The sequence below is a fragment of the Variovorax sp. 01T439_2 genome, assembly GCF_056398445.1.
In genome coordinates this window covers 1-5,518 of the sequence record NZ_JBFTPJ010000649.1, presented here as the reverse complement: position 1 = coordinate 5,518, position 5,518 = coordinate 1, and the positions used below count along the sequence as shown (strand labels likewise).

The following is a 5,518-nucleotide window of genomic DNA, read 5'->3' as shown; positions in this document are numbered from 1 at the left end:
GTTGGTGTCCGACGCGGCCGGCCTGCCGCGCATGAGCGCATCGGCGCGCGCCGGCTCCATCGGCTCGGTCGCGATCATGTAGGTGCCCACCGGCATGATGCGCGACGAGACCTCGGGCGCCACGTCGTCGCCGTACTCGGCCAGGTAGACGTTGCCCGCCAGCACCACGAAGCTGCAGCGCACCTCGCCCTGCGCGGTCTTGACGACGGGCCGCGCGCCGCGCTCGATCACCTGCGCGGCCGAGTTCTCGTGCAGCTGCGCGCCGGCCGCGCGCGCCGCGGACGCCAGGCCCAGCGAATACTTCAGCGGATGCAGATGGCCCGAGCGCACATCGAAGGTGCCGCCGTCGAAGCGCTTGCTGTCCACGCACTGCGCGACCTCGCCGGGCCCGAGCCATTGGAGCGGATAGCCGTGGACGCGGCCCACGTGGTCCATCCATTCACGCAGCGCGCGCGACTTCGCGGGCTTGACCGACAGGTTCAGGTAGCCGGCCTGCCAGTCGCAGTCGATCGCATGGCTCGCGATGCGGTCCTGCAGCAGATCCAGGCCCTCGACCGATATGTCCCAGGCGCGCCGCGCATCCTCGGGCGTGAACTGCTTTTCGATGGCCTCTTCGCCGTCGGCGCCGAAGCCCACGATCACCTGGCCGCCGTTGCGGCCCGAGGCACCCCAGCCCACGCGCTGCGCCTCCAGCAGCACCACCGCGTAGCCGCGCATGGCAAGCTCGAGCGCGGCCGACAGCCCCGCGAGCCCGCCGCCCACCACGCAGACGTCGGCGGTGGCAATGCCTTCGAGCGGGCGCGCGGGTTCGAAGCGCRCCGCCCGTTGCACGCTGGCTTCGTAGTAGGAGTTCTCGACGACGCCGAGTTCTTTGCGCAGCAGCAATCAGGCCACCCGGAAGTTGATGAACTGCCAGGGGTCGTCTTCGTCCTTCTCCTCGTCGAAGAGCGGGCTGCGTTCCTTCAGCGGCGTCCAGTCGCCATACACGCCCGCCACTTCTCCGAGGTAGGGCATGGCGGCTTCCAGCACCACGCGGTGGTCCAGGTCGTCCGGCTCCACAAGGCCCGCGTCGGGATGGCGCAGCGCCCACGACATGCCGCCCAGGATGCCGGCCACCACCTGCAGGCTGGTGGCGCTGTTGGCGGGCGCCAGTTCGCGCGCCTGCTCGATGGTGAGCCGCGAGCCGTACCAGTAGGCCCCCTTGGGGTTGCCCATCAGCAGCACGCCTAGCTCGTCCATGCCTTCGGCGATCTCGTCGCGCACGATCCGCTGGCGGTGCTGCAGCTGCCAGTTCTTTCCCGCCATCTCGTGCAGCGAGAGCACGGCGTCGTCGCACGGGTGATAGGCGTAGTGCACCGTGGGGCGGTACACCACCTGGCCGTCCTTGCGCAGCGTCAGGTGGTCGGCAATGGAAATCGATTCGGCATGCGTCACCAGGAAGCCGTGGTAGGGGCCTTCCAGCGGCGTCCAGCTGCGCACCCGCGTGCCGATGCCGGGGCGTTTCAGGTAGATGGCCGCATCGCTGCCGAAGCCGTGCCGCGCGGCATCGGCCGGCCAGTGCCGCTCGTGCGTTCCCCAGCCCAGCTCGGCGGGCTGCAGGCCCTCGTCGGCGAAGCCCTGCACCGACCAGGTGTTGACGAACTCGCCGCGCTGCTTGCGCTCCTTCGCAACCTGGGTGTCGCGCTCGGCGATGTGCACCACCTTGATGCCCAGCTGCTGCGCGAGCGCTGCCCAGTCCTCGTAGCTCGACGGCATGGCTTCGAGCTCGGCATGCGTGTCGGCCGCGATGTTCAGCAGTGCCTGCTTGAGCAGCGCCGAGACCAGCCCCGGGTTCGCGCCCTGCGTGATCACTGCCGTGGGCCCGCTGCGCTTGTCCAGGCGCCAGGCCAGCACCTCTTCGCGCAGGCTGTAGTTCGAGCGGCGCGAAGGCGGAAGCGCGGGATCGTCGTAGCGGCCGCCCCAGGGCTCGTTGCAGGTGTCCAGGTAGAGCGCGCCGCGTTCGCGGCAGAGCTTGATGAGCGCCAGGCTCGACACGTCGACCGAGAGGTTGACCAGGAAGTCAGCGCTTCGTTCTTCTTCGTCATCCCATCACCTCGCTGAGTGGCGCCGGACCGGCCGGCCTTGTCCTTCGTTTCCTCGAACGAATGTGGAACGCGCCGGCCGGCGAATGCGTCAGCTTGCCTTTGCCGATGGTGTAGGAGGACTCCATGAGCGCATGCTCCGCCCGCGGCCATGGTAGAAACCGGCCACCCTGCGCACGTTGCGCATGGCACCCCACCGATGGCCGAAGACTTCCCCTTCAATCCACGACGTTCCGCCCCGCCAACCGGCTGGCTTGGCCTGCGCCTGGCGCGCGCGCCCTGGCTGTTGCTGCTCGGCTTGGCCCTGCTGCTCCTGGGCGGCTGCGCGGGGCTGCCGGCTGGGGTGGAGCGCAAGCCTTCGGTGGCCATCACCGATGGCGCCGACACCATGCTGGGGCGCCTGGTGGCAGCGGCCTCGCCGCCGGGGCAGGGGCTGAGCGGCTTCCGGCTGCTGCCGATGCCGCAGTATTCGCTGCATGCGCGCATCGAGCTCGCGCGCCGCGCCCAGCGCTCGATCGACGTGCAGTACTACCTGGTGCAGAACGACGAAACCGGCCGCTACCTGCTGCGCACGCTGCGCGACGCGGCCGACCGCGGCGTGCGCGTGCGCCTGCTGGTGGACGATCTCTACACCGCGGGCGCCGATCCGCTGTTCGCGGGCTTCGCGGCGCATCCGAACGTGGAGGTGCGCTTCTTCAATCCCTTCCCGGCCGGCCGCGGCCTGCTGGGCACGCGCTGGGCGGCGTCGCTGCTCGACTTCGACCGGGTGCACCGGCGCATGCACAACAAGCTGTTCGTGGTGGACAACACGATGGCGGTCATGGGCGGGCGCAACATCGCCAACGAATACTTCCTGCGCGATGGCGGCTCCAACTTCATCGACATCGACACGCTGGTGGCCGGCACGGTCGTGCCGCGGCTGTCGTCGCTGTTCGACATGTACTGGAACAGCCCGTACGTCTACCCGATCGAGTCGCTGGTCTCCAATGGCGGGGCCACGCCGCAGCAGCTGCGCGAACGCTTCGAGCAGATGACTGCCGGGCCGGACACGCTGCATCCCGAGCCGCTGACTTCCACCGACCTGCTGGGCAACAACGCGCTCGCCAAGGACCTGGGCGAGGGTGCGCTGTCGCTGGTCTGGGCGCGCGCCGAAGCCTATGCCGATGCGCCCGCCAAGGCACTCGGGCCGCCCGAAGCCCGCGGACTGCCGGCCGACGAATCGACCGACAGCGTGCTCTACAACGTGCGGCGCTACCTGCGCGGAGCCCAGCAGGAGATCCTGCAGACCACGCCCTACCTGATTCCGGGGCGCGGCGGCATGGAGACGATCCGCCTCGTGCGGCAGCGCGGCGTGAGCTACACCATCGTGACCAATTCGCTGGCCGCCACGGACGAATCGCTGGTGCACATCGGCTATCGCCACTACCGGCCCGAAATGCTCGCCCTGGGCGTGGAGCTCTACGAGCTGAGCCCCAAGCGCGTGGAGCAGACCAAGCGCTTCGGYATCYACGGTTCGGCCAGTGGCCGGCTGCACGGCAAGTCGGCCGTGGTCGACCGCAGCATGGTGTTCATCGGCTCGATGAACTTCGATCCGCGCTCGATGCTGCACAACACCGAGATCGGCCTGTTCATCTTCAGCCCGCAGATTGCCCAGCAGCTCACCAGCCTGATCGGTTTCATCCGGCTGGACGGCGCCTACCAGCTGCAGCTGGGGCCGCGCGGCGGCATCGAGTGGGTGAGCCCGGCCTCGGGCGATGGCGCCGACACCATCCTGCACGTGGAGCCGGAAACGGATTTCTGGGCGCGCTGGAAGCTGGAGCTGTTCGCCCCGCTGGTGCCCGAGAGCCTGCTGTAGCGCGGGCCGGCAGGTGCTACTGCTGCAGGCGGCCGTTCAGGTAGGGCTCGGGATCGACGGCGGTGCCGTTCTTGCGGATCTCGAAATGCAGCTTCACGCGGTCGGTTTCGCTCTTGCCCATTTCGGCGATCTTCTGGCCTTGCCGCACCACCGCGTTTTCCTTCACGAGGATGGTCTGCGCATGGGCGTAGGCGGTGAGAAAGGTCTCGTTGTGCTTGATGATGACCATGTTGCCGTAGCTGCGCAGCTCGCCGCCCACGTACACCACGCGGCCATCGGCCGAGGCCACGATGGGATCGCCCAGGTTGCCTGCAATGTCGAGCCCCTTGTTGCGCACGCCGTCGAAGCGGGCAATGGTGGTGCCGGCGGCGGGCCGGATGAACATGGCCAGGGGCTGCTGCACGGGCGGCGGAATGACGACGCCGGGCCGCGCGGGCGGCTGCGGCGTGGTGCAGGCGGCCAGGCCGGCAGCCACCAGGAGCGCGGCGCCGGTACGAAGGGCAAAAGTCTGAAGGTGCATGGCTCTGTTGGAACGAATTCGTTGCTGAGGGTTCCCGCGGTCGGCGCGCCGGGCGAGCCACCTCGTCCATGCTAGCAAACTCCGCCGGGGCCGGGTCTACTTGAGCGGAATGGGCGTGCCGCGGTCGATCGGCACCGCCGTCACGCTGTTCTTCGGCGAGCCTTCGATCAGCAGGTCGGAGTAGGTGAGATAGACCAGCGTGTTGCGCCTGGCGTCGACCATGCGCACCACGCGCAGCCGCTTGAACAGGATCGACAGCCGCTCGCTGTAGACCTCTTCGCGCTTTGGAAGCGGCTGCACGATGCTGACCGGCCCGACCTGGCGGCAGGCAATGGAGGCTTCCGACTTGTCCTCCGCCACGCCGAAGGCGCCCGCCAGCCCGCCGGTCTTGGCGCGCGAGACATAGCAGGTCACGCCGTTCACCTTGGGGTCGTCGTAGGCCTCCACCACGATCTTGTGATCGGGGCCGATGAGCTTGAAGGCGGTGTCCACGTCGCCCACCGTTTCCGCATGCGCGGCGAAGGCCAGCGCCAGGCCCGCCAGCGCCAGGCCGCATGCGAAGGCGCCGCGAAGGAGGAGGGGAGCGCGGGAGGCCTGGGTCATGGGGTGGTGTTTCAAACGATGCTGAGTTCGTGCACGCGGTCGAAGCTGCCGCGCCGCCGGTCTTCGAAGAAGTGTTCGAGCGCCTCGCGCACGGTGCGAAAGGCGATCTCTTCCCAGGGAATTTCTTCCTCGGTGAAGAGCCGGGCCTCGATGGTCTCGTGGCCCGGGTCGAAGCGGTCGTCGAGCAGGCGGGCGCGGTAGAACAGGTGCACCTGGCCCACGCGCACCACGCTGATCACCGCGAACAGGCCCTGCATCTCGTAATGGGCGCCGGCCTCTTCGTCGGTCTCGCGGGCCGCGCCCTGGGCCGCGGTTTCGCCCAGCTCCATGAAGCCCGCCGGCAGCGTCCACTTGCCCCAGCGCGGCTCGATGTTGCGCTTGCACAGCAGCACCTTGTCGCCGAGCACGGGAATGGTGCCCACCACGTTCAGCGGGTTCTCGTAGTGGACGGTGCTGCAG

Annotated in this window: 6 protein-coding genes; 1 reads left to right on the top strand and 5 read right to left on the bottom strand. The window is 68.8% G+C overall.

Going from position 1 to position 5,518, the window contains the following annotated elements; translation table 11 throughout:
* A partial coding sequence (locus tag AC1DOC_RS25110; RefSeq protein WP_478130716.1) for an NAD(P)/FAD-dependent oxidoreductase occupies window positions 1–885 on the bottom strand: 885 nt, incomplete at its 3' end.
* Window positions 886–2,055, bottom strand: coding sequence for a saccharopine dehydrogenase C-terminal domain-containing protein (locus tag AC1DOC_RS25105; protein ID WP_478130717.1), 1,170 nt, complete (start codon window positions 2,053–2,055; stop codon window positions 886–888).
* Window positions 2,056–2,280: 225 nt separating this feature from the next.
* Between AC1DOC_RS25105 and AC1DOC_RS25100 the strand changes: the two genes are divergently transcribed.
* Window positions 2,281–3,936 carry a phospholipase D family protein gene (locus AC1DOC_RS25100; RefSeq protein WP_478130715.1) on the top strand — a complete coding sequence of 552 codons (1,656 nt, stop codon included), beginning with the start codon at window positions 2,281–2,283 and terminating at the stop codon, window positions 3,934–3,936.
* A gap of 16 nt (window positions 3,937–3,952) precedes the next feature.
* Here the strand turns inward: AC1DOC_RS25100 and AC1DOC_RS25095 are convergent, their stop codons facing one another.
* From AC1DOC_RS25095 to AC1DOC_RS25085, 3 genes are all read right to left on the bottom strand, one after another.
* Window positions 3,953–4,456, bottom strand: a complete 504-nt coding sequence (locus AC1DOC_RS25095) for a murein hydrolase activator EnvC family protein (protein WP_012747146.1) — start codon at window positions 4,454–4,456, stop codon at window positions 3,953–3,955.
* A 96-nt stretch (window positions 4,457–4,552) separates the two neighbouring features.
* Entirely contained in the window at window positions 4,553–5,059 is a 507-nt protein-coding gene (locus AC1DOC_RS25090; protein WP_012747147.1) for a CreA family protein, read from the bottom strand.
* An 11-nt stretch (window positions 5,060–5,070) separates the two neighbouring features.
* Window positions 5,071–5,518 (bottom strand): NUDIX hydrolase (locus AC1DOC_RS25085; protein ID WP_478130714.1); only part of this gene is annotated, 448 nt, incomplete at its 5' end.